Genomic DNA, 25,357 nt, shown 5'->3' with positions numbered 1-25,357 from the left:
GGCAGGGCAGGGCCGCCCGGTGTGGCGGGCCCCCGTCCGTGCTTGTGCGCCGCGGACCTGAAGCCAGCCTGAGCTTATGCGCTGTGGCGCGGATCTCATGGCGTGCGCTCATGCCGTGCGGGCATAGCTGCTAGTGCAGGCCATGCCTGTGTGCGCAGATCGGCCGATCGCAGAATCCACCCGGCTTGATCCAGCTCACCCCGGTCCGGCGTGGGCGCCCCCAGATCCGACACCTCAAAGAGACCGCCGCCATGATCATCGACGTCCACGGCCACTACACCACCGCCCCGAAGGCGCTCGAGACCTGGCGCAACCAGCAGATCGCCGGCATCAAGGACCCGTCGGTGATGCCGAAGGTCAGCGACCTGAAGATCAGCGACGACGAGCTGCGCGAGACCATCGAGCTGAACCAGCTGGCCAAGATGCGCGAGCGCGGCTCGGACCTGACCATCTTCAGCCCGCGCGCCAGCTTCATGGCCCACCACATCGGCGACTTCAACGTCTCGTCGACCTGGGCGGCGATCTGCAACGAGCTGTGCTATCGCGTCAGCCAGCTCTTCCCCGACCATTTCGTGCCGGCCGCCATGCTGCCGCAGAGCCCGGGCGTGGACCCGGCCACCTGCATCCCCGAGCTGGTCAAGTGCGTCGAGCAGTACGGCAACGTCGGCATCAACCTGAACCCGGACCCGTCGGGCGGCCACTGGACCAGCCCGCCGCTGTCCGACCGCAGCTGGTACCCCATCTACGAGAAGATGGTCGAGTACGACATCCCGGCCATGGTCCATGTGTCGACCAGCTGCAACGCCTGCTTCCACACCACCGGCGCCCACTACCTGAACGCGGACACCACCGCCTTCATGCAGTGCCTGACCTCGGACCTGTTCAAGGACTTCCCGACGCTGAAGTTCCTGATCCCGCACGGCGGCGGCGCGGTGCCCTACCACTGGGGCCGTTTCCGCGGCCTGGCGCAGGAGCTGAAGAAGCCGCTGCTGTCCGAGCACCTGCTGAACAACATCTTCTTCGACACCTGCGTCTACCACCAGCCGGGCATCGACCTGCTGACCAAGGTGATTCCGGTCAAGAACATCCTGTTCGCCTCGGAAATGATCGGCGCGGTGCGCGGCATCGACCCGGAGACCGGCTTCTACTACGACGACACCAAGCGCTACATCGAGGCCAGCACCCAGCTCAGCGCCGCCGAGAAGCAGCAGATCTACGAGGGCAACGCGCGCCGCGTGTTCGCCCGCCTCGACCAGCGTCTGTCCGCCCAGGGCAAGTGACGCCCCCGATCCCCAGCTGAGGAACCCACCATGTACGAACTCGGTGTCGTCTACCGCAACATCACCCGCGCCGACCGCGCCACCACCGACGCGCTGGCCGCGCTCGGCAGCGCCACGGTGCATGAATCGATGGGCCGCGTCGGCCTGCTCAAGCCCTACATGCGGCCGATCTACGCCGGCGCGCAGGTCAGCGGCACGGCCGTGACCGTGCTGCTGCACCCGGGCGACAACTGGATGATGCACGTGGCCGCCGAGCAGGTGCAGCCGGGCGACATCGTGGTGGCCGCCATCACCGCCGAGTGCACCGACGGCTACTTCGGCGACCTGCTGGCCACCAGCTTCATGGCCCGCGGCGCGCGTGCCCTGGTCATCGACGCCGGCGTGCGCGATGTCAAGGAGCTGACCCGCATGGGCTTCCCGGTCTGGAGCAAGTGCATCAGCAGCAAGGGCACGATCAAGGCCACCATCGGCTCGGTCAACATCCCGGTGGTGTGCGCCGGCATGTCGGTGACCCCGGGCGACGTCATCGTCGCCGACGACGACGGCGTGGTCTGCGTGCCCAAGGCCCGCGCGGCCGAGACCCTGGCCGCCGCCCAGGCCCGCGAGGCCAATGAAGGCGCCAAGCGCGAGCAACTGGCCGCCGGCGTGCTGGGCCTGGACATGTACAAGATGCGCGAACCGCTGGCCAAGGCCGGCCTGCGCTACATCGACTGAACCCCGGCCGCCGGCAAGCCCGCCGCAGAGAGCGGGCCGGCGACCTGACCCGTGCGGGTCTTCCCGGCTGCAGCCGGGACGGCCCGTGCCGATACCTTGCCGCGTCGCGGGCATCCCGTCCGCGCACGGCCACCCCCTGACCGGAGACAGATGATGACCTCGCCCCGCCGCACCTTCGCGCTCGCCGCCGCCGCCTTCGCGGCCCTGGCCGCCGTCGGCCCCACCACGGCCCTGGCCCAGGAGTTCCCGACCAAGGCCGTGCGCATCGTCACGCCGTTCCCGGCCGGCGCCGGCCCCGAGGCCGTGCTGCGCATCGTGGCCGAGAAGCTGCAGAAGAAGTGGGGCAAGCCCGTCATCGTCGAGAACAAGCCGGGCGCCAACGGCTTCATCGCCATCGACAGCTTCAAGCGTGCGGCCGCCGACGGCCATGACCTGATCCAGCTGGACAACGTCCACCTGGTGGCCTATCCGCACCTGTTCAAGAAGCTGCCCTACGACCCGGTCAAGGACTTCGATCCGATCGCGCCGCTGTTCCGCACCTACTTCTTCGTCGGCGTGGGCGCGGGCAGCAAGTACAAGACCGTCGGCGACATCGTGGCCGATGCCAAGGCGCGGCCGGGCCAGCTGAACTACGGCTCCTGGAGCGTGGGCAACCCGGTGCACCTGGGCTCGGCCCTGCTGGAGGCGATGACCGGCACCGAGATGCAGCACGTCATCTACAAGGAGACGTCGATGCTCTACACCGGCGTGGCCAACGGTGAGCTGAACTGGTCGCTGGGCTCGCTGGCCACGGCCGGCCCGCTGCAGAAGAGCGGCAAGATCAAGTTCATCGCCGTCACCGGCCCGAAGCGCCATCCGGCCTTCCCGGACCTGCCCACGGTCGCCGAATCGGGCGGCCCGGCCGGCTACGAGGTCACCGGCTGGACCACCATCGCCGCGCCCAAGGGCCTGCCGCCGGCCATCGCCGACAAGATCCAGAAGGACATCGAGGCGGTGCTGGCCGAGCCCGACCTGAAGGAGCGCTACGCCACCTTCGGCTACGAGACCTTCCCGGTCACGCGCGCGCAGTTCGCGCAGACCATCGCCCAGCAGTCGGCCGTCTATGCCGACGTGATCAAGCGGGCCAAGGCCTCGCTGGACTGATCGCCGCGCCGGCCCCCGCCCGAGCGCCTCGGCGGGGCCGTGACGATGGCGGCAGCCCGAGGTCGGCCACCGCATCGGTCGCCGTGCACCGGACGCACGGCGGCCCTCTCCCATTCTTCGAGTGACAAGGACCCTCGCGATGAGCAAGCCCACCTCGGGTGACTTCAGCAAGACCGCCGGCTGGCTGGACTGGTACGCCGGCCCCAGCACGCCGCGTTTCCAGCTGCCGGCCGGCGCCGTCGACGCCCACTGCCATGTCTTCGGCCCGGGCGCCGAGTTCCCCTATGCGCCCGAGCGCAAGTACACGCCGTGTGACGCGTCCAAGCACGAGCTGTACGCGCTGCGCGACCACCTGGGCTTCGCCCGCAACGTGATCGTGCAGGCCACCTGCCACGGCGCCGACAACCGCGCCATGGTCGACGCCTGCCTGGCCAGCGGCGGCAAGGCGCGCGGCGTGGCCACCGTCAAGCGCTCGGTCACCGACGAGGAGCTGCAGGCCCTGCACGCCGCCGGCGTGCGCGGCGTGCGCTTCAACTTCGTCAAGCGCCTGGTCGACTTCACGCCCAAGGACGAGCTGCTGGAGATCGCCGGGCGCATCGCCAAGCTGGGCTGGCACGTCGTCATCTACTTCGAGGCGGTGGACCTGCCCGAGCTGTGGGACTTCTTCACCGCGCTGCCGACCACCGTCGTCGTCGACCACATGGGCCGGCCGGACGTGGGCAAGCCGGTCGACGGGCCCGAGTTCGCGCTGTTCCTGAAGTTCATGCGCGAGCACAAGAACGTCTGGAGCAAGGTCAGCTGCCCCGAGCGCCTGTCGGCCACCGGCCCGAAGGCGCTGCCGGGTGCGCTGGACGCGGCAGGCGGGCAGGGCGCCGCCGGCTACTACCAGGACGTGGTGCCCTTCGCCCGCAAGGTGGTCGAGGAGTTCCCCGACCGCGTGCTGTGGGGCACCGACTGGCCGCACCCCAACCTCAAGGACCACATGCCCGACGACGGCCTGCTGGTCGACTTCATCCCGCAGATCGCACCGACGGCCGAGCTGCAGCGCCAGCTGCTGGTCGACAACCCGATGCGCCTCTACTGGCCTGAAGAAGCGAACTAACGCCAGGAGCCTTCACGATGGCACTCGACAAGCCCTACACCGACATCCCGGGCACCACCATCTTCGATGCGGAGCAGAGCCGCAAGGGTTACCACCTCAACCAGTTCTGCATGAGCCTGATGAAGGCGCCCAACCGCGAGCGCTTCAAGGCCGACGAGCGGGCCTACCTCGACGAATGGCCGATGACCGAGGACCAGAAGCTGGCCGTGCTGGCCCGTGACCTGAACCGCTGCATCAGCCTGGGCGGCAACATCTACTTCCTGGCCAAGATCGGCGCGACCGACGGCAAGAGCTTCCAGTACATGGCCGCCACCATGACCGGCATGACCCAGGACGAGTACATGGCCATGATGCTGGCCGGTGGCCGCAGCGTCGAGGGCAACCGCTACCTGGGCGAGAACGGCGACGCCCAGCCGCACAACCAGCCGCAGGGCGCCGGCGGCCAGGCCGCGCGGGCCTCGGCAGCGCAGAAGAACTGAGGCTCCGCATGGCGCGCATCACCGCATCCGTCTACACCTCGCACGTGCCGGCCATCGGCGCGGCCGTCGATCTGGGCAAGTCCACCGAGCCGTACTGGCAACCGCTGTTCGCCGGCTACGAGCCGAGCAAGCAGTGGATGAAGGACAACAAGCCCGACGTCGTCTTCCTGGTCTACAACGACCATGCCACGGCCTTCAGCCTGGAGCTGATCCCGACCTTCGCCATCGGCTGCGCGGCCGAGTTCCAGCCGGCCGACGAGGGCTGGGGCCCGCGCCCGGTGCCCAAGGTCATCGGCCATCCGGAGCTGGCGGCCCACATCAGCCAGTCGGTGATCCAGGACGACTTCGACCTCACCATCGTCAACAAGATGGACGTCGACCACGGCCTGACCGTGCCGCTGTCGCTGATGTGCGGTCAGCCCGAGGCCTGGCCGTTCAAGGTGATCCCGTTCGCCGTCAACGTCGTGCAGTACCCGGTGCCTTCGGGCCGCCGCTGCTTCGAGCTGGGCAAGGCCATCCGCAAGGCCGTCGAGAGCTTCGACGAGGACCTGAACGTGCAGATCTGGGGCACCGGCGGCATGACCCACCAGCTGCAGGGCCCGCGTGCCGGCCTGATCAACCGCGACTGGGACAACGCCTGGCTCGACAAGCTGATCACCGATCCGGCCGGCTGCGCCACGACCCCGCACATCGACTACGTCCGCGAGGCGGGCAGCGAGGGCATCGAGCTGGTGATGTGGCTGATCGCGCGTGGCGCGATGGCCGACGTCAAGGGCGGGCCCACGCCCACCGTCAAGCACCGCTTCTACCATGTGCCGGCATCGAACACGGCCGTGGGTCACCTCATCCTGGAGAACAACTGACATGAGCAGCAAGATCAAGGTCGCGCTGGCCGGCGCCGGTGCCTTCGGCATCAAGCACCTGGACGGCATCAAGAACATCGGCGACGTCGAGGTCGTCTCGCTGATCAGCCGTGACCTGGAGAAGACGCGCGAGGTCGCCGACAAGTACGGCGTCAAGCACGTCACCACCGATCTGGCCGACAGCCTGGCGCTGCCGCAGGTCGATGCCGTCATCCTGTGCACGCCCACGCAGATGCACGCCAGCCAGACCCTGGCCTGCCTGAAGGCCGGCAAGCACGTGCAGGTCGAGATCCCGCTGTGCGACGTGCTGGCCGAAGGCCGGGAGGTGGTCGAACTGGCCGAGAAGACGGGCAAGGTGGCCATGTGCGGCCACACCCGCCGCTTCAATCCCAGCCACCAGTTCGTGCACAAGAAGATCGCCGCCGGCGAGTTCAACATCCAGCAGATGGATGTGCAGACCTACTTCTTCCGCCGCACCAACATGAACGCGCTGGGCCAGCCGCGCAGCTGGACCGACCACCTGCTGTGGCACCACGCCGCGCACACCGTCGACCTGTTCGCCTACCAGGCCGGCAGCCCGATCGTGAAGGCCAACGCCGTGCAGGGCCCGATCCATCCGGCACTCGGCATCGCGATGGACATGAGCATCCAGCTCAAGGCCGCCAACGGCGCGATCTGCACGCTGAGCTTGAGCTTCAACAACGACGGCCCGCTGGGCACCTTCTTCCGCTACATCGGCGACACCGGCACCTACATCGCCCGCTACGACGATCTGGTCAACGGCAAGGAGGAGAAGATCGACGTGTCCCAGGTGGACGTGTCGATGAACGGCATCGAGCTGCAGGACCGCGAGTTCTTCGCCGCCATCCGCGAGGGCCGCCAGCCCAACGCCAGCGTGGCCAGCGTGCTGCCGTGCTACCAGGTGCTGCACGATCTGGAGCAGCAGCTGGCGGGCTGAGCCTGATCGCGGCCCACCCCTCGGCGCCCGTCATCGTGGAAGATGGCGGGCGCCGTCGTCCATCCGGAAGGCCTTTCCGGGGCCCTCCCGATCCATCCAGGTCCCTCACGTCCTCCTCCCATGCTCCAGCGACACATCGGTCCGTTTCCCGTCAGCGCCATCGGCCTGGGCTGCATGAACCTCAGCCACGCCTACGGCGTGCCGCCCCTGCCCGAGCAGGGCCGCGCCGTGCTGCAGGCCGCGCTCGACCAGGGCGTCACGCTGTTCGACACGGCCGCGCTCTACGGCTTCGGTGCCAACGAGCGCCTGGTCGGGCCGGTGCTCAAGGCGCACCGCGCGCGCATCACGCTGTGCAGCAAGGGCGGCATGACGGGTCAGCCCACCGGCGCCGGCGGCACGCTGCAGCGCGTGATCGACGGCCGGCCCGAGAGCCTGATCCGCGACTGCGAGGCCAGCCTGCAGCGCCTGGGCACCGACGTGATCGACCTCTACTACCTGCACCGCTGGGACAAGGCGGTGCCGATCGAGGAGTCGATGGGCGCGCTGGTGCGGCTGAAGGAGGCGGGCAAGATCCGCGCGATCGGCCTGTCCGAGGTCTCGGCGCCGATCCTGCGCCGGGCCCACGCCGTGCATCCGGTGGCCGCGCTGCAGACCGAATACTCGCTGTGGAGCCGCAATGCCGAGATCGCGGTGCTGCAGGCCTGCCGCGAGCTGGGCGTGGCCTTCGTCGCCTTCAGCCCGGTGGCCCGCGGCTTCCTGCCCGGCACCTTGCGCGACGTCGGCACGCTGCCCGACAAGGACATCCGCCGCGCGATGCCGCGCTTCGAGCCCGCGCACTACGCGGACAACCTGCAGCTGCTCGACCGTGCGGGCGGCTTCGTGGATCTGGCCCGCGAGGCCGGTTGCACGCCAGCCCAGCTCTCGCTGGCCTGGCTGCTGGCCCAGGGCGATCACGTGATCCCGATCCCGGGCACGACCTCGGTCGATCACCTGGGCGAGAACCTCGGGGCGGCGGCCGTCACCCTCGGCCCGGATCTGCTGGCGCGGCTGGACCAGCTGTTCCAGCCGGCGGCCATCCGGGGGGCGCGCTACAACGCGGCCAACGCGGCCGAGGTCGATACCGAGACCTGGGCCTGAGCCGGAGCCGGAGCCGGAGCCGGAGCCGCCGGATCAGGGCAGGGCGCGCGCGCAGTCCTGCAGCCCCTGGCGCAGCCAGCGGTGCAGCGGATCGTCCTGGTGCCGCGCGTGCCAGATCAGGTACATCGGCAGCGGCGGGCAGGGCAGCGGCGGCTCGCTGGCGGCCAGCCCGGCCAGCAGGCCGCGTGCCAGCAGCGCGGGCGCCGTGCACAGCCGGCGGCTGCCGCGGATGAAGGCGGGCAGGCCGGCGAAGCCCGGCACCGTGGCGACGAAGCGCCGCCGCAGTCCGCGGTCCTCCAGCTGCTGGTCCAGATCCAGCACCCGGCGCGGCTCGTAGACCACCGTCACATGGTCGGCCGCCAGCCAGTCGGCCAGATCGGCGGGCGCCGCGCGCTGCGCCGGATCGTGGAACACCGCCCAGCGCTCCTCGAACAGCCGCACGTGCAGCAGATCGCCGGCCGGCGGCGGCCGCGGCGAGACCACGGCCTGGCAATGGCCGTCGCGCAGCATCTCGGCCGTCGGCACGCCGGACGGGATCACGCGCAGGCTCAGGCCCGGCGCCACCGCGCGCAGCCGGTCGAGCAGCGGCGGCAGCAGCAGATCGCGCTGCAGATCGTTGGCGGCCACCGTCAGCGTGCCGCTGAACTGGGACGGCTCGAAGCCGTCGGCGGTGGCGAACTGGCGCAGGCCGTCGAGCAGGGCGCGGGCGCGGGGCAGCAGCGCCAGCGCGCGCGAGGTCGGCACGATGCCGCGGCCCGAGCGCACGAACAGCGGATCACCGGTGATCGCCCGCAGCCGGTCCAGCCCATGGCTGACCGCCGACTGCGTCAGCCCCAGACGATCGGCCGCCCGCGTGACCGCGCCTTCCTCGATCACCGCCACCAGCAGCTGCAGCAGCGCGCCGTCGAGGCTCGATCCATCGATTCCGTTCATGTGTCGCATCGGGGTGGGGCGCTTTTTCAGCATGATGCCGCGCCCGACACTGCGGTCCACACCCCGAGGCCGGCGCCGATGAAGCGATCGAGCGCCGCCTTGACCCAGGACAAGCAGGAGACCGCGATGAGCGCCAAGACCCCGCACCCCGAGATTCCCGGCACCGTCATCTTCGGCCCCGAGGAGGCCATGAAGGGCTACGCCCTGAACAAGATGTGCTGGTCGTTCAACGACGCGGCCAACCGCCAGGCCTTCGTCGACGACGAGGACGCGTACTGTGCGAAGTACGGACTGAACCCGCAGCAGCGCGAGGCCATCCGCGCCCGCAACGTGCTGCAGCTGATCGACGCCGGCGGCAACGCCTACTACCTGGCCAAGTTCGCCGGCATCTTCGGCCTGGACATGCAGGACATCGGCGCCCAGCAGACCGGCATGAGCAAGGAGGCCTTCAAGGCCAAGCTGCTGGCCGCGCGCGACCAGACCTGATCCGCCCACCGACACCCGAACCGGAGACCCACACCATGGCCCGCATCATCGGTGGCATCACCACCTCCCACGTGCCCGCGATCGGCGGGGCGATCGCCAAGTCCCTGCAGCAGGACCCGTACTGGAAGCCGTTCTTCGACGGCTTCGTGCCGGTGCGCCAGTGGATCGCCGAGACCCGCCCGGACACCGTCGTCGTCGTCTACAACGACCACGGCCTGAACTTCTTCCTCGACCAGATGCCGACCTTCGCCATCGGCTGCGCGAGCGAGTACCGCAATGCCGACGAGGGCTGGGGCATCCCACAGGTGCCGGCCTTCCGCGGCCAGACGCCGCTGTCCTGGCACCTGGTCCAGCAGCTGGTCGACGACGAGTTCGATCCGGTGACCTGCCAGGAGATGGTGGTCGACCACGCGTTCACGCTGCCGATGGCCCTGCTGTGGCCGGACCAGAAATGGCCGGTCAAGGTGGTGCCGGTGTGCCTGAACACCGTCCAGGCGCCGATCCTGAGCGCCAGGCGCTGCTGGAAGCTGGGCCAGTCGCTGCGCCGCGGCATCGAGAGCTGGGACAGCGACGAACGGGTGCTGGTGCTGGGCACCGGCGGCCTCAGCCACCAGCTCGACGGCGAACGGGCGGGCTTCATCAACAAGCCCTTCGACCTGCAGTTCATGGACAGCCTGGCCGAGAACCCGACCTGGGCCACGCAGTTCGACACCCACCAGCTGGTCGAGCAGGCCGGCACCCAGGGCATCGAGCTGCTGATGTGGCTGACGGCGCGCGGCATGCTGGGTGAGCGGGTGGCCGAGCTGCACCGCAACTACCACATCCCGATCAGCAACACGGCGGCTGGCCTGATGCTGTTCGAGCCGCGCTGAGTGCGACTCTCCGGCCCGGCGTCCGAGCCGTGTGCCGGATGCCGGAGTCGGAAATGACAAAGCCCGCCGAGAGCGGGCTTTTCGTCATGGCCGTGTGCCGGGTGCCGGTTGTCAGGCGATGCGGTCAGCCGTGCGATGGCGACGGCTGACCGGCATGCATCCGGCGGGCGACGGGTGGATCAGGCCTTCGGCGCGGTGGCCGCGGCCTCGGCTTCCTTGCAGCTGGGCGCGCAGACGAACTGGGCCTTGCCGAGCAGACGGCGCGACTTCAGCTGGCTGCGGGGGCGGTGCTTGCCGCACAGGAAACAGGACATCGTGGCAGCCCCGAAAGCGCCCGCCGCGGTGAACGGCGAACCCGGGGTCTTGCTGCGGTAACGCAGCCCGTCGGCATCGATCGTGGTCTTGGTATCGGCTTTGGCCATGGGTATGGAAGTGCACGAGGTCAGGATGGACAGCACGGCGCCGTCCGGGGCGGCGGCACCGCCGCATGGGTGCATGCGTCTTCTGACCGGGGCTGCAAGTATAGCCCACCCTGATGTTTTACATAACGAACATCGTCACGGTTTCAGGAGCGCGAAATGCCCGCAACGGGCACCCCGCATGACGGCCCGCGGTGGACGGTGCCGCCCGCTCCCGGGGCGCCTGATCGCCTGATCGCCTGATCAGCCGATCACCAGCCGAACGGCACCTCAGGCAGATCATCCTTGGAGAACCAGGCGCGACGCACCACCGGAGGCGCTGGCGGGATCCCCGGTGTCACCGGCTCGACGCGGGGCGACGTGGCCGTGCCGCGTGCTGATCGCGCCCCGTCGGCTGTCGCCGCTGACGAGGCCGATGCGGCGCTCGGCATCGCCGGGGTGCCGGCCGCCGTGGCGGATGCTGCGGATGTGGCCGATGCGGCGCGGGCCTCCGGCAGACTGGCCGCGGCTGCCAGCGGGCGCGGCGGCGTCTCGCCGCGGCTGGCGACCGGGGGGCTGGCCCGGGCCGGGGTCTTGCGACCGGCCGTCGCCACGGCCTTGGGCGCCGGTTTGGCGGGTGCGGCCACCGGTGTCGTCGCGCTCGGCTTCGGCAGCGTCGCCGCCGAGGCGGCGGTCGCAGCGGCTGCGGCCGCTGTGGCCGTTGTGGCGCTCGTGGCCGCCATGGTGGTTGCCGTGGTCGGCATCCTGGGCGCCGATGCCGCCGCGCTGGCGGGATTCGCCGCCGCCATCGCGGCCGGCGGCAGGCCCTGGGCCGCCATCGCCACCGGACCGGACGGCGGTGGCGGACAGCGCAGCATCAGTTGCGCGTGGCGTTCCCCCCACAGGCCGCCACGGGCCAGCATGCTGCCGTGGGGGCTGTTCTCGCCGGCGCGCAGGGTCTGGGGGCCGTGGGGACAGAGCGTTTCGGCCAACCGCCGCAAGCCCGGCAGGTCCGGGCCATCGAGTTCCCAGGCCTGGGCGCCGGGCTCGTCGATGGCCAGTGTGCGCACCCGGGGCGCCGGCGTGCAGCCGAGCGTCAGCAGGCCGGCACAGGCCAGGCCGGCGGCCAGACGGAGGGCGGGGGCGATGGGCATCGTGGAGGCGGTGGACCCGGCCAGATCGGCCCGTCTCGCTGGCGACAGGCCGACGGTCGGGGTGCAGGACTCAGGCGCCCTGCCCGTCCTGGTCCGCCGCGACGTCCAGATCGTCGTCGCTGCTGTCGTCGATCACGGTCTGACGGGCCAGCGGGCTGCCGTCGCGGCGTGCCAGCAGCGGCCGGTCCAGCGGCCGGCAGACGCGGCGCTGCAGGCGATCCAGTCGCTCGGACGACTCGACGCGGGCCATCACGGCCTGCGGGTCCAGCATCATCGCGAACGGGTGGACAAAGGTCTGCGGCATCGGGGTCATGGCGGGCTCCTGGGCGTGTCGGTGTGGAAGCCACTGTAGGAGCGGGCCCGGCGGATCTGAAGTCGGCCGCCGGACAAGCCGCGTGTCAGCGTTTCGCTGACACGGTGTCCCCGCGGCGCGTCGCCGCTGTCATCCTCGCTGCACGCGTTCTAACGCGTCACAGTCGTGGGATGATCGCGTCTTTCCAGGACCGGGCCGCGCAGGGCTCCCCTGCGGACAATGATGTCCCTTTGTGTCCGACTGTCATGCAATGATGGCGGGCCGATCCCGTCACCTGCAGCCGTCGCGCCGCCACCGTAACCCCTCCATCCGATGTCCCTTCCCCCGTCCGCGGCCGCTCGTGCGCCGTCCGTCCGGCCCGTGTCGCCGCAGCCCGCGCTGCAGCTGGCCTATGTCGAGGACGATGCCGTGCACGCCCTGTTGATGCGGGCCTGGATGGTGCGCCGCCCGGGCTGGCGGCTGACGGTGCACATGACCGCCACCGAGGCCTTGCAGGCCCAGTCCGCCGGACAGCTGGCCGATCTGTGGCTGCTGGACCATCAGCTGCCGGATCTGGATGGCCTGAGCCTGCTGACCCGCCTGCGGGCGGCCAGCCCGGTGCCTCTGCGTGTGGTGCTGCTGTCGGCCGACACCGATCCCGGCCTGCATGCGCGGGCGCTGCAGGCCGGCTGTCTGGAGTGCTGGACGAAGCCGATCGAGGTCGACGCGCTGCTGGCAGGCATCGACCGCTGCGTCGGGCCGGCCTGAGCGCCGGCCCGGTCTCTGCGACGTCTCAGGAGAACAGGCGGCGTGCGGCCGGGCTGCCCGCCGGCAGCTCCCGTTCGGCCAGCACCGTGTACAGGCGGGCCAGATCCTCGCCGATGCTGACGAAGCTCTGCAGCAGGATCGGCCGGCCGCTGCCGTCGATCAGTGCCGCGTCCAGATCGGCCGCCAGCCGGCGCGCGATGTCCTGCCAGGCCGGATAGGGCTCGGCCACTTCGGGCGTCTGCGGCACGTCGAGCGTCAGTTGCACCTCGCGCACGGAGGCCTGGCTCGGATCCTCGGCCAGCGCCGCCTGGGCGTCGAAGCTCAGCACCAGCACCGGCGGAGCGCCCTCCTCGGCCGCCGGCAGCACCAGACGACCCGGCATCGCACCGGGCAGAAAGCCGTGGCGGCCGGTGGTCTGCTGCAGGAAGCCGAGGGTCCAGGCCGCGGCATTGGCCCGCAGGCCGATCGACAGCTGGGCATCGTGGGCCCCGGCGAAGGCGTCGAGCTCACGTGCGCGCCGCACCACCTCCAGCATGTCGGGCAGATCGGCCATCGCGCCGATGGCGTCGGCGAAGCCCTGCAGCTTCTGCACGAATTCCGAGTACTCGATCTCGTTGAGCGCGCCAGCCCGGTTGGCCATCTGCACGCCGCCCTGGAAGGCGCCGTAGCGCTGACCGGGCACGGGCAGCTCCCACTGCTGGGTGCGGGCATTCAGGCCTTCGATCAGGAAGGGCTTGCTGCCGGCGCGGCGGCTGGCCGGCAGATGGGCCAGGGCCAGATCGCCGCTGACCGGTGACTCCAGGCTCATCGGGGCGATGGCGTCGATCAGCGGATCGAGCCGGGCCGTCTTGCGCGGGCCCAGCGGCCGGCGGCTCTCGGCCGGCAGCGGGGCACCGGCGCTGCCCGGCTCATCGGTGGCGGATTCGGGCAGCCCGGAGACGGCGTCGATCAGCGGATCGTCCTCGGCCGGCAGGCTGGCCGGGTGGCTGTCGCCGCCGAGCCGCGGCTCGTGCCGGCCGCCCGCGTCGGTGGGGCGCGCCTGGCGCGGGCCGGCCTTGCGGGCCTGCCACCAGCCGTGGCCGACGAGCGCGAGCAGGATCGCGCCGCCGAGTGCGCCCAGTCCTTCAGTCAAGGTCCATTGCATGGTGTGGTTGTCACTGCGTGGTGGCGTCCGGTCGCCAGACCGGTGCGCCGGGTGTCCGGTGGGGACGGCCTCAGCCGGCTTCCATCATGCCGACGGCGGCTTCCATGTCGACCGCCACGATGCGGGAGACGCCCTGCTCCTGCATCGTCACGCCGATCAGCTGTTCGGCCATCTCCATCGCGATCTTGTTGTGGCTGATGAAGAGGAACTGGGTGCCCTTGCGGCTCATGTCGTCGACCAGGCGCGCATAGCGCTCGGTGTTGGCATCGTCCAGCGGCGCATCCACCTCGTCGAGCAGGCAGAACGGTGCCGGGTTCAGCATGAAGATGGCGAACACCAGCGCGATGGCGGTCAGCGCCTTCTCGCCCCCCGAGAGCAGGTGGATGGTCGAGTTCTTCTTGCCCGGCGGCTGGGCCATCACCTGCACGCCGGCGTCCAGGATCTCGTCGCCGGTCATCACCAGCTTGGCGTTGCCGCCGCCGAACAGGCTGGGGAACATGCGGCCGAACTGTTCGTTGACCTGGTTGAAGGTCTGGCCCAGCAGCTCGCGGGTCTCGAGGTCGATCTTGTGGATCGCGTCCTCCAGGGTCTGGATGGCGTCGGTGAGGTCGGCGTTCTGGGCGTCGAGGAAGGTCTTGCGCTCGCGGGCGGTGGCGAGCTCCTCGAGCGCGGCCAGGTTGACCGCGCCGAGGGCGGCGATCTCCTTGTGGATGCGGTCGATCTCGCCCTGCAGGCCGTAGAGCTTGACGCCGTCGACGGCGATGCGCGCGCCCACGGCCTCCAGGTCGACCGCGGCGCCGACCAGCTGCTCCAGGTACTGCTGGCCACCGAGCTGGGCGGCCTGGGCCTCCAGCTGCAGGCGGGTGATCTCGTCGCGCAGCGGCTGCAGGCTGCGCTCCAGGCCCATGCGCTGCTCGTCGCACTGGCGCAGCTGGGCCGACAGGCCGTCGTAGCGGCTGCGCACGGCGGCCAGCGCCTGCTCGCGGTCGAGCTTGATGGCCAGCGCGTCCTGCAGCCCGGCCTGGGCAGCGGCGTCGTCGAAGTCGGCCAGCTCGCCGCGCAGCTGTTCGGCCGAGCCGGCATTGGCGGCGGCCTGCTGCTCGGCGGTCTCGATCGCGCGCTGCAGCTCGCCGCGGCGGGCGGCCAGCGCGCGGGCCTGGAACTGCGACTCCTGCGCCTTGCGCTCCAGCGTGCGCAACTGCTCGCGGGCCTCGGACAGCCGGCGTTCGGCGCCGATCACGCCCTCCTCCAGCTCGGCGTGGCGTTCCTGGGTGTCGGCCAGCTGGAGGTCGAGCTCCTCGAAGCGGGCCTCGCCGGTGGCACGGCGTTCCTCGAGGGCCTCGTGCTGGGCGTCGAGCTCGGCCAGTTCCTCGTCGAGCTGGGCGCGGCGGCTGCTGGCGGCATCGGCCTGCTGCTGCAGGCGCATCAGCTCGACCTGCAGCTGGTGGGCCCGGGCCTGGGTCTCGCCGGCCTCGCGGCGGGCGGCGGCCAGGCGGGTCGTGGCCTCGGTACAGGCGGCCTCGATGCGCACGAGCGCCGTGCGGGCGGCGTCGGCGCGCTCGTTCTGATCGTGCAGTCGGGCATCGAGCTGCTCGATTTCCTGGGCCCGGGCCAGCAGGCCGGCCTGCTCGCTGTCGGGCGCGTAGAAGCTGACCGCGTGCCGGGTGACGGCATGGCCGTCGCGCGTGATCACCAGCTCGCCGTGGGCCAGTTGCGCGCGGCGGGCCAGCGCCTCGTCCAGGTGGTCGGCGGTGTAGACGCCTTCCAGCCAGTCGGCCAGCAGCGCGCGCAGGCCGTGATCCTGGGCCGACAGACGCAGCGCATCGGCCAACCGCGGCAGGCCGGGACCGGGGCCGGGCTCGTGCGGCGCGGCATCGGCGGGCACGCCGTAGAAGGCCAGGCGCGCCGGCGGGGCATCCGCGGCGAAGGCGCGCACGGTGTCGATGCGGCTGATCTCCAGCGCATGCAGGCGCTCGCGCAGCGCCGCTTCCAGCGCCGTCTCCCAGCCCGGCTCGATGTGCAGGCGCTTCCACAGCCCGCCCAGGCCGTCCAGGCCGTGCTTGACCAGCCAGGGCTTGAGCTTGCCCTCGGTCTGCACCTTGTCCTGCAGCGCGCGCAGGGCGGTCAGGCGGGCGGCGATGTCGGCCTGGCGCCTGGACTCGTCATTGGTCTGCTGCTGCTGGGTGCGGCGTTGCTCCTCGAGCGCCGGTGCCTGTTCCTGCAGCTCGTGCAGGCGGGCGTCGGCGAGCTCGCGGGCCTCGTCGGCGGCGGCGTGTTCGTCGCGCAGCGCGTCCAGGCGGGCGGTGTCGGGCGTGGCCAGGCCGCGGCGCTCGCCGTGCAGCTTCTCGCGCCGGGTGCGCAGGCCGCGGGCCTGCTCGTCGACGTGGCGGCTGTCGGCGGCCAGCAGCTGGATCTGCTGCTGCACCTGGGCCACCTTCTGCCGCTGGTCGTTGGTCTTGCCCTGGGCCGCGCGCACCGCGTCCTCGACGTCGGGCAGGCGCATGGCCTGCTCCTCGGCCTGGGCGGCCAGCAGCTCGGACTGCTCCTCGGCGGCGGCGATCTGCTCGGCGATGGTCTCCAGCTCGGCGCGGGCGTCATCGCCGCGCTGCGCCCACTGGGCGGTCTGGGCCTGCAGCTCGGCCAGGCGGGCCTGCACGCGCTGGCGGCCGTCGACCACGTAGCGGATGCGCTCCTCCAGCCGGCTGACCTCGAGCGCGGCCTGGGCCAGATCGCCCTGGGCGGCGTGCAGGGTGTCGCTGGCCTCGTAGTGCTCCTGGCGCACGCGCTCCAGATCGGCCTCGACGGCGCGCAGCTCGGCGATGCGGCCTTCCAGCGCCGTCGTCGCCTCGGCGACGGCCAGCGCGACGCGCTGCTCCTCGGTGGCCGCGTCCCGGTGCTTGAGGAACCACAGCTGGTGCAGCTTGGTGGTGCCGGCCTCGTTGAGCGCGTGGTAGCGGGTGGCGACCTCGGCCTGCTTCTCCAGCCGCTCCAGGTTGCTGCCGAGCTCGCGCAGGATGTCGTCGACGCGGGTCAGGTTCTCGCGCGTGTCGCGCAGGCGCAGCTCGGTCTCGCGGCGGCGTTCCTTGTACTTGGAGACGCCGGCCGCCTCTTCCAGGAACAGCCGCAGCTCCTCGGGCTTGGACTCGATGATGCGGCTGATCGTGCCCTGGCCGATGATGGCGTAGGCGCGCGGGCCGAGGCCGGTGCCCAGGAACACGTCGTGCACGTCGCGCCGACGCACCGCCTGGTTGTTGATGAAGTAGCTGGAGGTGCCGTCGCGCGTGAGCACGCGCCGCACGGCGATCTCGGCGTACTGGTTCCACTGGCCGCCGGCGCGCGCGTCCTCGTTGCTGAAGACGAGCTCGACGCTGGCGCGGCTGGCCGGCTTGCGCTGGCCGCTGCCGTTGAAGATCACGTCCTGCATGGACTCGCCGCGCAGCTCGCTGGCCTTGCTCTCGCCCAGCACCCAGCGCACCGCGTCCATGATGTTGGACTTGCCGCAGCCGTTGGGGCCGACGACGCCCACGCGCTGGCCCGGCAGCTGGAAGGTCGTGGGTTCGGCGAAGGACTTGAAGCCCGAGAGCTTGATCTGGTTCAGTCGCATGCGCGGTGAGGGCGGCCGGCACTGCTGGCGCTGCGCTGCAACATGTGTGCAGAAACGCAGGCAAGTGCTTGATTTGGAAGAATTTATTGTCTGCCGGCGGACGGCGTCAGCGGGCCGGATGATACCATCGCGTTTTTACAATTTCCGTCGGTCGACCGCAGGCCGCGGCCGGTCGTGCACCGTGTGCACGGGGTCGGCGCCGCGCATCGGCCGGCGCCTTCCGAGCCCCGTCATGGCCACCAAGACCTCCCAGGCGCCGCGCAAGAGCGCCCGCGCTGCCGCCGCCTCCCCTGCGCCCGCCGTTGCCGCGGCGCCCGCCTCGCCGGTCCGCAAACCGCGCCAACCGCGCCAGGCCGCCGCACCGAAGGCCGTCGAGCGGCCGATGCCGCCGAACCCGCCGTCGGCCCCCAGCAAGCAGCTGCACACCTTCGACAACCCGGCGCCCGAGCGGGACTACCTGATCCAGTTCCAGGTGCCCGAGTTCACCTGCCACTGTCCGCTGACCGGCCAGCCCGATTTCGCCCACTTCACGATCGACATGATCTGTGACCGGCTGTGCGTCGAGCTGAAGAGCCTGAAGATGTACTTCTGGAGCTACCGCGACGAGGGCGCCTTCCACGAGAAGGTGACCAACACCATCCTGTCGGACATCGTCAAGGTCACCCAGCCGCGCTACATCCGCATCACGGCCAAGTGGTACGTGCGCGGCGGCATCTACACCAACGTCGTCGTCGAGCACCGCAAGAAGGGCTGGAAGCCGGCGCCGGTGGTCGATCTGCCGAGCCTGCCGGTCGAGCGCGGCCTGCTGGGCTGAGCCCGCGCGGTGCCTTCCGCCGCCCCGCCCGCGGCCAGCCCGCCGCCGACCGCCTCGATCGCGCCGTCCTCCCTGCCGCCGTCCTTGCCGACGACCCACTGGCCGGCGGTGCTCGCCGCCCTGGCCTGCGGCATCGCGATCTCGGTGCTGGTGGGCAAGGTGCCGCTGGCGCTCGGGGCCTTGCGTGCCGAGCTCGGGCTGAGCCTGGTGCAGTTCGGCTGGGTCTCGTCGGTGCTGACGACGCTGGCCGTGCTGTTCGCGCTGCCGGTGGGCCTGCTGGCCGGGCGCATCGGGGCGCTGCGCATGGTGCTGGCCGGCCTGGTGCTGGGCGCCGTGGGGGCCTTGGCCGCCCTGCCCGTGCACGGCATCGGCGGCCTGCTGGCCAGCCGGCTGGTCGAGGGCGCGGCCTTCCTGATGGTGGCGGTGGCCACGCCGTCGCTGATCACCGCCGCCACCGCACCGGCCCAGCGCCGGCTGGCGCTGTCGCTGTGGAGCACCTACATGCCGCTGGGCGTGTCGGTCGGCCTGATCGGCGGTGCGGCCCTGATCGCGCGCGCCGGCTGGCGGGCGCTGTGGCTGCTGTCGGCCGTGGGGCTGCTGGCCGCGGCCCTCGGCCTGTTGCTGCAGCGCCGCCATTACGCCGCGCTGCGGCCGGCCGCCGGGCCGAGTGCCGACAGCCTGCGCCAGACGCTGCAGGTGCTGCGCCAGCCCCTGCCCTGGCTGCTGCCGGCGGCCTTCGGCGCCTGGGCGCTGCAGCATTTCGCGCTCATCGTCTGGATGCCGGCCTTCATGCGCGAGCAGCGCGGCCTGGACAGTGCCAGCGTCGCCGCGCTGACCAGCCTGATGCTGCTGGTCAACATCCCCGGGGGCCTGCTGGGCGGTGTGCTGATGTCGCGCGGCGTGCCCCGCGGCCCGCTGATCGCCGTCACCCACACGCTCACCGGCCTGCTCGGCCTGCTGGCGGCCGCCGACGGCCTGCCCGACGGGCTGCGCTACGCGGCCTGTCTGGCCATGTCGATGATCGGCGGGCTGGTGCCGGCCGCGGTGTTCTCGTCGTCGGCGGTGCTGGCCCGCACGCCGGCCCAGGTGGCGGCGGTGCAGGGGCTGATCCTGCAGGGCTCGCAGTTCGGCCAGTTCATCGGCACGCCGCTGATCGCGGCGGTGGTCGCGTCCGCCGGCCACTGGAGCGCCGCGCGTCTGGTGACGGCCTCGGCGGCCGCGCTGGGGGTGCTGGTCGGCTTGTGCTGTCACCGGCTGGAGCGGCGCCAGGCCGCCGCGGCGGCGGCCGCGACCGCGCTGGCCCGCGCGGCCTGATCCGGGCGGTGACCTGCGGCCTGACTGCGGCTTGACTGCGGGCTGCATGCTGTCTGCATGAGGTCGGGTGCGACCGGCCCGCCAGGGGAACCGGCGCCGTGGCGCGAGATCGCATACCGCGGGTGCACATTGCGGTGCATATCGCGGTGCATATCGCGGTGCATATCGCGGTGCATATCGCGGTGCATATCGCGGCGTGCGCCGCGGCCGCGCTGCAGCGGCCGTGCTGCCGCGCCGTCCCGCTTCCCCAGCGTCGTTTCCGTCCCGATACCCGTGCCATGACCCTGATGCCGCTCCGGTTCCGTTCGCTGCCCTGCCCACTGTCCCGCCGCGTGCCGCGCGACCGTCCGCCGGCCGTCGACGATGCGCCGGACCGGCCGCGGGGGCCCGCCCGCCGCCGGCTGATGCTGTGCGCGGCGGTCGCGGTGGTGATGGGCAGTGGTCTTGCCGGACCGGGGGGCGCCGGGCCCGCCCACGCGGCGCGGCCGGTCGGCGGGCCCGCGCCCGACATCGCGCTCGAGGCCGCCCACGACGGCCAGTTGCGGCCCTGGACCCTGGCCGAGGCCCTGCGCCAAGGGCCGGTGGTGCTGTTCTTCTTTCCGGCCGCCTTCTCCGTCGGCTGCTCGACCGAGGCGCGCCAGTTCGCCGAGGCCATGCCCGAGTTCAAGGCCCTGGGCGCGTCCGTCGTCGGCATCTCGACCGACGACGCGGCCACGCTGCAGCGCTTTTCCGCCGCCGAGTGCCAGGGCCGCTTTCCGGTGCTGTCGGACACCGCGCTGAAGGCCACCCGCGCCTATGACGTCGAGATGGACCTGCGCCCCGGCTATGCCAGCCGCAGCAGCTTCGTCATCGCGCCACGTGCGCCCGGCGCGGCCCAGGGCACGATCGTGTTCCGGCTCGACAGCCTGAATCCGCACCGCCATGTCCACGCCGCGCTGCAGGCGCTGCGACGCTGGCGCGGTGAGCCCGCGGCCGATGCGGCCGGGCGGCCGTCCGCGAGCCCTGCACCCGCCGCGGCCGCGACGCTCCGGCCGCTCACGCCGCGGCCCTGACGGTCCAGGGGCCCCGGCGGCTCCCGGATCCCGGCCCGCGGCGGGTCTGCGTACCTTTGCCCGCGTACCTTTTTGCCTGTGCGCCTCTTGCCTGCGCACCCCTGAGGTGGTTACCGGCAGTTCGAGGCACTTTGAGGCAGACTGCGCGCCCTGGCGACGGCGCGCCATCGACACACGGCGCCCGAGACGCCCGAGACAGACGCCCGAGACGCCACCCGCCTCCCGCCAGCCCCAGGAGCCCGCAGATGAGACTCAGCAGCCGCCCGCGCCGCGGCCAGGACCCGGCCGACCTGGCCGCCGAGGCCGCCGTACAGGATGCCGCCCCGGCCCGGCCCGCCTACCAGAAGTACGCGGTCGACGTGCACAAGAGCGCGATCGACGGCTTCGGCGCCTTCGCCGGCGAGCCGATCCCCGGCCAGCGCAAGATCGGCGAGATCCGCGGCGAGGCCATCAGCCTGGCCGAGGCGCGCCGCCGCATCGCCGGCCGCCAGCGCATCATGATGGTCGAGATCTCCGACCGCACGGCCATCGACGCCACCGCCTCGACCGACCCGATGCGCTACACCAACCACAGCTGCCAGCCGAACGCGCGGCTGCAGATCCGCGACGGCCGCATCGAGTTCTATGCGCTGCGGGCGATCGACACCGGTGAGGAGATCACCGTCGACTACGGCGAGACCCACCACGAGGGCACGCTGAAGTGCCGCTGCGGGAAACCGGGCTGCGTCGGCTGGCTCTGAGCGCCGCGAACCTGCCGCACGCGCCGCCCTGCCCCCCGGGTCCTCGTCCGGCCCGCCGGCCCGGAGCCCGCAGGTAACATCCCCGGATGTCGATTTCCGCCTCCTCCCTGCCGACGGCCCCGTCCGTCGCCGCCCGCGAGCATGCGCCGGGCCTGTTCGTCCGCGGTCTGGGTGCCCCGCTGCGCCTGTCGGACTACCGTCTGGTGGCCTTCGACATGGACTCCACGCTGATCAACATCGAGTGCATCGACGAGATCGCGGCGGCGGCCGGGCGGCGTGACGAGGTGGCGGCGATCACCGAGGCCGCGATGCGCGGCGAGATCACCGATTTCAAGGACAGCCTGCGCCGGCGCGTGGCCCTGCTGGCCGGCGTACCGGAATCGGCGCTGGAGGCGGTCTACACCGAGCGGTTGCGCCTGAATCCGGGCGTCGAGGCCTTCGTGCAGGCCTGCCAGGCGGCGGGGCTGAAGACGCTGCTGGTCTCCGGCGGCTTCACCTACTTCTCCGAGCGGGTGCGCCAGCGCCTGGGCCTGGACTTCGCCCGCGCCAACACGCTGGGCGTCTACAACGGCCGGCTGACCGGCACGGTGCAGGACCGGCCCTGGGGCGACATCGTCGACGGGGCCGAGAAGCGGCGCGTGCTGCTCGAGGTCTGCGAGCTGATGGGCATCGACAGCCGTCAGGCGATCGCCGTCGGCGACGGGGCCAACGACCTGCCGATGATGGGTGCGGCCGGCCTGTCGATCGCCTATCACGCCAAGCCGGCCGTGCGCGGCCAGGCGATGATCTCGATCGAGGACGGCGGCATGGACCGCGCGCTCGAGGTCTTCGGCGCCTGAGGGTGCCGGGCCCCGACCGCCGGCGGACCGGCGGCGGCGGGTCGCTCAGAAGTCCAGCGAGGCCAGCAGGTCGTCGACGTCGGCCTGCGAGACGGCCTTGTCCGGCACCTGGGGGCCGGCCAGCGTGGTGCTCGCCACCGGCGCGGCCAGCGGCTCGCCGGCGCTCTGGGCCAGCAGGCGCAGCAGCTGCTCCTCGGCATGGCTGATGATGCCGACCACCTTCTTGATCACCTGGCCGGACAGGTCCTGGAAGTCCTGGGCCAGCATGATCGAGGTCAGCGTCTCGGCATGGCTGGTCGCGGTGCGTTGGCCCTCGCGCAGGGTCTGCGCGGCCCGGCCGAGCAGCGCACGGCAGTCCTCGGCGGACAGCGCCGGATCGGCCAGCGCGGTCTGCAGCTCGTCGGCCAATGCGCCCTGCTGCCGGGCCACCGCCTGGCAGCCCGGCTGGGTCTCGTCGACCATGTTCAGCACCTTCATCGCCGCGTCCTCGGTCATCTGACCCACATAACGCAGGCGTTCCCGGGCATCCGGTATCTCGGCGGTCAATTGCCGCAACGCCTGGTCCCAGCCGAGTTCGGCCAGGGTGGCGCCGAGGCGCTTGACGCGTTCATCCAGCTGATCGAGTGCGTCTGCGCCCGCGCTTGCATCACTCACGGTGTCGGCTCCGTCTGACGGTGTTCGGTTCCGGGGGAACAGGCTCCGACTGCTGTCCTGTCCGCGGCATGACCGACGGGAAGGCCCGTGGGTCGCTCTGTCTCCGGGGCATGGGATACGCCCGTCCGTGCCCATCGCCGATGGGCCCGGTCGTGCGGTCCCTTCGCCGCATGGGTCGGGGATCGGCGCCGGCACGGCGGACTTGAATCCGGCGGCGTCCGGCGGCCTTGCCCGGCGTGAGCTAGTTCGCGTTTGGGCGCTGGCGGCGGCGGCCTGGAACGGCCGTGCAGGGCGCCGGCCGGTGCGGGCCGCACAGGCTGTCGATGTTTCCCTACAGCCGCAGGCGAGCGTGGTGGAGGGGGCCGCGCTCAGTCCCCGGCGACCCGGGCCGAAGTTGCCAGGACTGTTCTGAACTGGCCGGCTCCGTTGCGCTTCTTCCTGCAGCAACGGCCGGGCAGGACGGATTCAATCGCGTTTGCTCTCGGCACGTGGACACGGCGTCGGGTGGCGTGGCTTGTCCTGGCACACACCGACGGTGTCGTATCCGCATACGGAGATCCTCCACGGGTAGGGATGGAGGTCTCCGGCGTGTCGGAGCCGGCGGTCCGGCCGAACCGGACCTTGGCGATCGACGGCAGGCCCGGCCTGCCCATCGCTCCGCAAAGAGAGTGCCCCATGTCCCTGGTGATGAAGAACCGCGACGCCGCCGCCGCTCCCGCCGCCGCCCCTGCCGCCAAAGGTCTGACCAAGACCATGACCCGCGACGCCGAGGCCAACCGCAAGCGGGCGCGCACGCTGGCCAAGCAGCAGCAGGCGGCCGAACGGGTGGCCAGCGCGTCCAGCCAGCTGTCCGCGGGCATCAACGAGGCGGCCTCGGCGGCCGAGGAGCTCAAGCGGGCGTCCGACCAGATCGCCAGCGGTGCCGAGGAGGCCTCGGGCGCCGCGCAGGAAAGCCTGGCGGCCGTCACCCAGGTCTCGGGCGCCATCACCCGCCAGCTGAACTCGGCCACGATCGCCCAGACCAAGGCCGAGGGCATGCAGCAGCTGGCCGGTCGCATCAACCACGAGGTGCAGACCACCGTCACCAATGTGGGCGTGGCCGCCAAGCGCCAGGCCGAGAGCGTGAAGATGGTGGCCGAGCTGGAGCGGCAGGCGGCCAGCATCGGTGACATCGTCAAGGCGGTGGCCCGCATCGCCGACCAGACCAATCTGCTGGCGCTCAATGCCGCCATCGAGGCCGCCCGCGCCGGCCAGCACGGCAAGGGCTTCGCCGTGGTGGCCGACGAGGTGCGCACCCTGGCCGAGACCAGCGAGAAGAGCGCCAAGCAGATCCAGGACCTGGTCGGCCAGATCCAGGGCGAGGTCAAGACCATCGCCACCGGCATCAACGAGGCGGCCGAGACCATCCAGGCCGAAGTCGAGAAGAGCGACGTCATCCTCAAGCAGCTCGAACAGATCCGCACCGACGCCGCCGACATCGTCGCGGGCGCGTCCGAGATCGCCAGCGCTGCGCAGCAGGGCCAGGTGGCCTCGCAGCAGGCGCTCAAGGGCAGCGAGCAGATCGCCGCGGCCGCACAGGAGCAGAGCTCGGCCGCCGAGGAAGCGGCCAAGACCGTTGAAGAGCAGTCGGCCGCGCTGGCCGAATGCGAGCAGACGGCACAGCAGCTGTCGGATCTGGCCGACGACCTGAAGAACTCCACCGACGTTGCCAAGAGCGCCGAGGAAGTGGCCTCGTCGGCCGAGGAGCTCAGCAGCGCCGTCAACGAGATCAACCGCTCGGCCTCGCAGATCATGGCCGCGCTGGAGCAGATCCGCCGCGGCTCGCAGCAGCAGGCCGCCGCCGCCACCGAGTCGGCCGCCGCCGTGGCCCAGATCGAGAAGGGCTCGCAGGTGGCCGAGCAGCGTGCCACCGTCGGCCGCGAGAAGGCCGGCGCCATCAAGCAGTTGATGGGCGAGAACAAGACCCACATCGACAGCCTGGTCACCAGCATTTCCAGCGGCGTCGAGGCCACCCGCACCAGCGCCCAGCAGATCAAGGAGCTGGAGCTGGTCAGCCGGCGCATCGACAAGATCGTCGACGCCATCACCCAGGTCTCGATCCAGACCAACATGCTGGCGGTCAACGGCTCGATCGAGGCGGCGCGGGCCGGCGAGTACGGCAAGGGCTTCGTCGTGGTGGCCACCGACATCCGCAACCTGGCCCACGATTCGGCCGAGAACGCCGACCGCATCAAGGACCTGGTCAAGGGCATCCAGGACCAGATCGGGGCCGTCGGCCGGGATCTGGGCGAGATCATGACCTCGGCGCTGACCGAGGTCGAGAAGGCCAAGACCATCACCGGCAACCTGGTCTCGATGGAGAGCGACATCGCGGCGGTCGAACAGGGCAATACCGAGGCCGTGCGCGCCTCGCAGGAGATCGTCACCGCCATCGCCCAGGTCAAGATCGGCGTCGACCAGGTCAGCGCCGCCGCGCAGCAGGCCGAGAAGGCCGCCGAGCAGGCCTCGGCCGCGGCCAAGCAGCAATCCCAGGGCGCCGAGGAGCTGGCCGCGGCGATCGAGGAGATCGCCTCGCTGGCCGACGAGCTGCAGAGCAACTGACGCCCGCACCCTCCCC

At 71.3% G+C, this 25,357-nt stretch carries 24 protein-coding genes; 17 read left to right on the top strand and 7 right to left on the bottom strand.

Going from position 1 to position 25,357, the window contains the following annotated elements; translation table 11 throughout:
* Positions 1-251 precede the first annotated feature (251 nt).
* The 8 genes from AACH11_RS19245 (at position 252) to AACH11_RS19210 (ending at position 7,676) form a co-directional block, all read left to right on the top strand.
* Positions 252-1,280 (top strand): amidohydrolase family protein, encoded by a 1,029-nt coding sequence (locus tag AACH11_RS19245; protein ID WP_341375886.1) that lies wholly within the window; start codon positions 252-254, stop codon positions 1,278-1,280.
* Between the two features lie 30 nt (positions 1,281-1,310).
* Positions 1,311-1,994: a 4-carboxy-4-hydroxy-2-oxoadipate aldolase/oxaloacetate decarboxylase gene (gene ligK / locus AACH11_RS19240; RefSeq protein ID WP_341375885.1), complete on the top strand. Its 684-nt coding sequence runs from the start codon at positions 1,311-1,313 to the stop codon at positions 1,992-1,994.
* Positions 1,995-2,147: 153 nt separating this feature from the next.
* Entirely contained in the window at positions 2,148-3,137 is a 990-nt protein-coding gene (locus AACH11_RS19235; protein ID WP_341375884.1) for a Bug family tripartite tricarboxylate transporter substrate binding protein, read from the top strand.
* 139 nt (positions 3,138-3,276) lie between these two features.
* Positions 3,277-4,239 (top strand): amidohydrolase family protein, encoded by a 963-nt coding sequence (locus AACH11_RS19230; protein ID WP_341375883.1) that lies wholly within the window; start codon positions 3,277-3,279, stop codon positions 4,237-4,239.
* A gap of 17 nt (positions 4,240-4,256) precedes the next feature.
* Positions 4,257-4,718, top strand: coding sequence for a protocatechuate 4,5-dioxygenase subunit alpha (gene ligA / locus AACH11_RS19225; protein WP_341375882.1), 462 nt, complete (start codon positions 4,257-4,259; stop codon positions 4,716-4,718).
* Between the two features lie 8 nt (positions 4,719-4,726).
* A complete protein-coding gene (locus AACH11_RS19220; protein ID WP_341375881.1) occupies positions 4,727-5,581 on the top strand; it encodes a class III extradiol dioxygenase subunit beta in 855 nt (284 codons plus the stop codon).
* A 1-nt stretch (position 5,582) separates the two neighbouring features.
* Complete coding sequence (locus AACH11_RS19215; RefSeq protein WP_341375880.1) at positions 5,583-6,539, top strand: Gfo/Idh/MocA family oxidoreductase; 957 nt, start codon at positions 5,583-5,585, stop codon at positions 6,537-6,539.
* Between the two features lie 120 nt (positions 6,540-6,659).
* Positions 6,660-7,676 (top strand): aldo/keto reductase, encoded by a 1,017-nt coding sequence (locus tag AACH11_RS19210; protein ID WP_341375879.1) that lies wholly within the window; start codon positions 6,660-6,662, stop codon positions 7,674-7,676.
* A 33-nt stretch (positions 7,677-7,709) separates the two neighbouring features.
* Here AACH11_RS19210 and AACH11_RS19205 read toward each other — a convergent pair whose 3' ends face one another.
* Positions 7,710-8,609 (bottom strand): LysR family transcriptional regulator, encoded by a 900-nt coding sequence (locus AACH11_RS19205; RefSeq protein ID WP_341375878.1) that lies wholly within the window; start codon positions 8,607-8,609, stop codon positions 7,710-7,712.
* A 126-nt stretch (positions 8,610-8,735) separates the two neighbouring features.
* On the opposite strand from AACH11_RS19205, the gene AACH11_RS19200 reads away from it, so the two are divergent.
* Together AACH11_RS19200 and AACH11_RS19195 are read left to right on the top strand one after the other, a co-directional pair.
* Positions 8,736-9,095 (top strand): protocatechuate 4,5-dioxygenase subunit alpha, encoded by a 360-nt coding sequence (locus tag AACH11_RS19200; RefSeq protein WP_341375901.1) that lies wholly within the window; start codon positions 8,736-8,738, stop codon positions 9,093-9,095.
* Positions 9,096-9,130: 35 nt separating this feature from the next.
* Positions 9,131-9,967, top strand: a complete 837-nt coding sequence (locus AACH11_RS19195; RefSeq protein ID WP_341375877.1) for a class III extradiol dioxygenase family protein — start codon at positions 9,131-9,133, stop codon at positions 9,965-9,967.
* Between the two features lie 179 nt (positions 9,968-10,146).
* On the opposite strand, the gene AACH11_RS19190 is transcribed toward AACH11_RS19195, so the two are convergent.
* The 3 genes from AACH11_RS19190 to AACH11_RS19180 all read right to left on the bottom strand — a co-directional run bounded on the left by AACH11_RS19190 (position 10,147) and on the right by AACH11_RS19180 (position 11,832).
* Positions 10,147-10,389: a hypothetical protein gene (locus AACH11_RS19190; RefSeq protein WP_341375876.1), complete on the bottom strand. Its 243-nt coding sequence runs from the start codon at positions 10,387-10,389 to the stop codon at positions 10,147-10,149.
* A 248-nt stretch (positions 10,390-10,637) separates the two neighbouring features.
* Positions 10,638-11,519, bottom strand: a complete 882-nt coding sequence (locus AACH11_RS19185) for a hypothetical protein (RefSeq protein ID WP_341375875.1) — start codon at positions 11,517-11,519, stop codon at positions 10,638-10,640.
* A gap of 70 nt (positions 11,520-11,589) precedes the next feature.
* Entirely contained in the window at positions 11,590-11,832 is a 243-nt protein-coding gene (locus AACH11_RS19180) for a hypothetical protein (protein WP_341375874.1), read from the bottom strand.
* 360 nt (positions 11,833-12,192) lie between these two features.
* Here AACH11_RS19180 and AACH11_RS19175 point away from each other — a divergent pair, with 360 nt between their 5' ends.
* Entirely contained in the window at positions 12,193-12,579 is a 387-nt protein-coding gene (locus tag AACH11_RS19175; RefSeq protein WP_341375873.1) for a response regulator, read from the top strand.
* A gap of 25 nt (positions 12,580-12,604) precedes the next feature.
* On the opposite strand, the gene AACH11_RS19170 is transcribed toward AACH11_RS19175, so the two are convergent.
* Positions 12,605-13,723 carry a cell division protein FtsZ gene (locus AACH11_RS19170; RefSeq protein WP_341375872.1) on the bottom strand — a complete coding sequence of 373 codons (1,119 nt, stop codon included), beginning with the start codon at positions 13,721-13,723 and terminating at the stop codon, positions 12,605-12,607.
* Positions 13,724-13,793: 70 nt separating this feature from the next.
* Positions 13,794-17,327 (bottom strand): chromosome segregation protein SMC, encoded by a 3,534-nt coding sequence (smc, locus tag AACH11_RS19165; protein ID WP_341375871.1) that lies wholly within the window; start codon positions 17,325-17,327, stop codon positions 13,794-13,796.
* Between the two features lie 382 nt (positions 17,328-17,709).
* Here smc and queF point away from each other — a divergent pair, with 382 nt between their 5' ends.
* From queF to serB, 5 genes are all read left to right on the top strand, one after another.
* A complete protein-coding gene (gene queF / locus AACH11_RS19160; protein ID WP_341375900.1) occupies positions 17,710-18,141 on the top strand; it encodes a preQ(1) synthase in 432 nt (143 codons plus the stop codon).
* A 9-nt stretch (positions 18,142-18,150) separates the two neighbouring features.
* Positions 18,151-19,455: an MFS transporter gene (locus tag AACH11_RS19155; RefSeq protein WP_341375870.1), complete on the top strand. Its 1,305-nt coding sequence runs from the start codon at positions 18,151-18,153 to the stop codon at positions 19,453-19,455.
* Positions 19,456-19,787: 332 nt separating this feature from the next.
* Positions 19,788-20,507 (top strand): peroxiredoxin, encoded by a 720-nt coding sequence (locus AACH11_RS19150; RefSeq protein WP_341375869.1) that lies wholly within the window; start codon positions 19,788-19,790, stop codon positions 20,505-20,507.
* A gap of 245 nt (positions 20,508-20,752) precedes the next feature.
* Positions 20,753-21,247, top strand: a complete 495-nt coding sequence (locus AACH11_RS19145) for an SET domain-containing protein (protein ID WP_341375868.1) — start codon at positions 20,753-20,755, stop codon at positions 21,245-21,247.
* A gap of 86 nt (positions 21,248-21,333) precedes the next feature.
* Positions 21,334-22,086 (top strand): phosphoserine phosphatase SerB, encoded by a 753-nt coding sequence (gene serB / locus AACH11_RS19140; RefSeq protein ID WP_341375867.1) that lies wholly within the window; start codon positions 21,334-21,336, stop codon positions 22,084-22,086.
* A 45-nt stretch (positions 22,087-22,131) separates the two neighbouring features.
* On the opposite strand, the gene AACH11_RS19135 is transcribed toward serB, so the two are convergent.
* A complete protein-coding gene (locus AACH11_RS19135; protein ID WP_341375866.1) occupies positions 22,132-22,740 on the bottom strand; it encodes a protein phosphatase CheZ in 609 nt (202 codons plus the stop codon).
* Positions 22,741-23,415: 675 nt separating this feature from the next.
* Between AACH11_RS19135 and AACH11_RS19130 the strand changes: the two genes are divergently transcribed.
* Positions 23,416-25,341: a methyl-accepting chemotaxis protein gene (locus AACH11_RS19130; protein ID WP_341375865.1), complete on the top strand. Its 1,926-nt coding sequence runs from the start codon at positions 23,416-23,418 to the stop codon at positions 25,339-25,341.
* Positions 25,342-25,357: the final 16 nt, after the last annotated feature.

The organism is Pseudaquabacterium rugosum, from assembly GCF_038066575.1.
Lineage (GTDB): Bacteria > Pseudomonadota > Gammaproteobacteria > Burkholderiales > Burkholderiaceae_C > Pseudaquabacterium > Pseudaquabacterium rugosum.
The sequence above is the reverse complement of the archived record's forward strand: the minus strand, read 5'-3'. Positions and strand labels throughout refer to the sequence as shown.

Bases quoted from the DNA above. Each gene is read 5' to 3' on its own strand.
- AACH11_RS19180 (WP_341375874.1), bottom strand. From the start codon at position 11,832: ATGACCCCGATGCCGCAGACCTTTGTCCACCCGTTCGCGATGATGCTG.
- AACH11_RS19210 (WP_341375879.1), top strand. From the start codon at position 6,660: ATGCTCCAGCGACACATCGGTCCGTTTCCCGTCAGCGCCATCGGCCTG.
- AACH11_RS19215 (WP_341375880.1), top strand. From the start codon at position 5,583: ATGAGCAGCAAGATCAAGGTCGCGCTGGCCGGCGCCGGTGCCTTCGGC.
- queF (WP_341375900.1), top strand. From the start codon at position 17,710: ATGCCGCCGAACCCGCCGTCGGCCCCCAGCAAGCAGCTGCACACCTTC.
- AACH11_RS19190 (WP_341375876.1), bottom strand. From the start codon at position 10,389: ATGGCCAAAGCCGATACCAAGACCACGATCGATGCCGACGGGCTGCGT.
- AACH11_RS19230 (WP_341375883.1), top strand. From the start codon at position 3,277: ATGAGCAAGCCCACCTCGGGTGACTTCAGCAAGACCGCCGGCTGGCTG.
- AACH11_RS19130 (WP_341375865.1), top strand. From the start codon at position 23,416: ATGTCCCTGGTGATGAAGAACCGCGACGCCGCCGCCGCTCCCGCCGCC.
- AACH11_RS19220 (WP_341375881.1), top strand. From the start codon at position 4,727: ATGGCGCGCATCACCGCATCCGTCTACACCTCGCACGTGCCGGCCATC.
- smc (WP_341375871.1), bottom strand. From the start codon at position 17,327: ATGCGACTGAACCAGATCAAGCTCTCGGGCTTCAAGTCCTTCGCCGAA.
- AACH11_RS19205 (WP_341375878.1), bottom strand. From the start codon at position 8,609: ATGAACGGAATCGATGGATCGAGCCTCGACGGCGCGCTGCTGCAGCTG.
- AACH11_RS19200 (WP_341375901.1), top strand. From the start codon at position 8,736: ATGAGCGCCAAGACCCCGCACCCCGAGATTCCCGGCACCGTCATCTTC.
- AACH11_RS19185 (WP_341375875.1), bottom strand. From the start codon at position 11,519: ATGCCCATCGCCCCCGCCCTCCGTCTGGCCGCCGGCCTGGCCTGTGCC.
- AACH11_RS19170 (WP_341375872.1), bottom strand. From the start codon at position 13,723: ATGCAATGGACCTTGACTGAAGGACTGGGCGCACTCGGCGGCGCGATC.
- AACH11_RS19245 (WP_341375886.1), top strand. From the start codon at position 252: ATGATCATCGACGTCCACGGCCACTACACCACCGCCCCGAAGGCGCTC.
- serB (WP_341375867.1), top strand. From the start codon at position 21,334: ATGTCGATTTCCGCCTCCTCCCTGCCGACGGCCCCGTCCGTCGCCGCC.
- AACH11_RS19195 (WP_341375877.1), top strand. From the start codon at position 9,131: ATGGCCCGCATCATCGGTGGCATCACCACCTCCCACGTGCCCGCGATC.
- ligK (WP_341375885.1), top strand. From the start codon at position 1,311: ATGTACGAACTCGGTGTCGTCTACCGCAACATCACCCGCGCCGACCGC.
- AACH11_RS19145 (WP_341375868.1), top strand. From the start codon at position 20,753: ATGAGACTCAGCAGCCGCCCGCGCCGCGGCCAGGACCCGGCCGACCTG.
- ligA (WP_341375882.1), top strand. From the start codon at position 4,257: ATGGCACTCGACAAGCCCTACACCGACATCCCGGGCACCACCATCTTC.
- AACH11_RS19235 (WP_341375884.1), top strand. From the start codon at position 2,148: ATGACCTCGCCCCGCCGCACCTTCGCGCTCGCCGCCGCCGCCTTCGCG.